This is a genomic window from Leuconostoc sp. BM2, from assembly GCF_002095565.1.
Lineage (GTDB): Bacteria > Bacillota > Bacilli > Lactobacillales > Lactobacillaceae > Leuconostoc > Leuconostoc falkenbergense.
Map to the genome: position 1 here is coordinate 1 of NZ_MOWQ01000126.1, position 518 is coordinate 518.

The 518-nt window shown below is 42.1% G+C and carries 1 protein-coding gene; it reads left to right on the forward strand.

Annotated features, from left to right (window positions below; all coding sequences use genetic code 11):
- The first annotated feature begins 84 nt into the window (after positions 1-84).
- The gene (locus BMG01_RS10795; protein WP_080519708.1) at positions 85-474 is read left to right on the forward strand and encodes a hypothetical protein; all 390 of its coding nucleotides are present in this window, start codon (positions 85-87) and stop codon (positions 472-474) included.
- Positions 475-518: the final 44 nt, after the last annotated feature.

The following is a 518-nucleotide window of genomic DNA, read 5'->3' on the forward strand; positions in this document are numbered from 1 at the left end:
CATTTACCTTTATGACAATTTTTTGATTCTTGTTATTCTGTGCGTGTGTTGATAACACAACAAAGAAAAAGGAGGACTTTTTGAATGAAAAAGTCAAATGCACATAACAAGTTTCTATGGGAGCGTCGTCCGGTTTTACGCTTACAACAAACATTCGTGGGATTGGTTGCTTCATTACCAATGTGGCTACCGACTGTTGCCTCAGCGGACATTGGTGATGCTGCCAAAACAAGTGGTTCAAAGGTCATCACAATTCTTTATATTGTGTTGATCGTTGTGGGCGCTATTTGCTTATTGATTGGTTTCATCATGCGTGCTACTGGTAATGAACAGATGGCGCAAAAGAGTAACAGCAAGCTAATGCACGCCATGTTCGGTATTGGTGGTGGCGCCTTAACTGGACTATTGCTGACATGGATTTGGCAAACAGCTACAACCGCTGGTGGCGGAAACGTCATCAACTGGCCATTCTGAACGGGGGAATAAGATATGTTTGGGAAGAAAAAACAAACTAGTAT

What these genes read in the sequence shown, in the direction of transcription:
- BMG01_RS10795 (WP_080519708.1), top strand. Translation starts at nt 85, where the DNA reads ATGAAAAAGTCAAATGCACATAACAAGTTTCTATGGGAGCGTCGTCCG.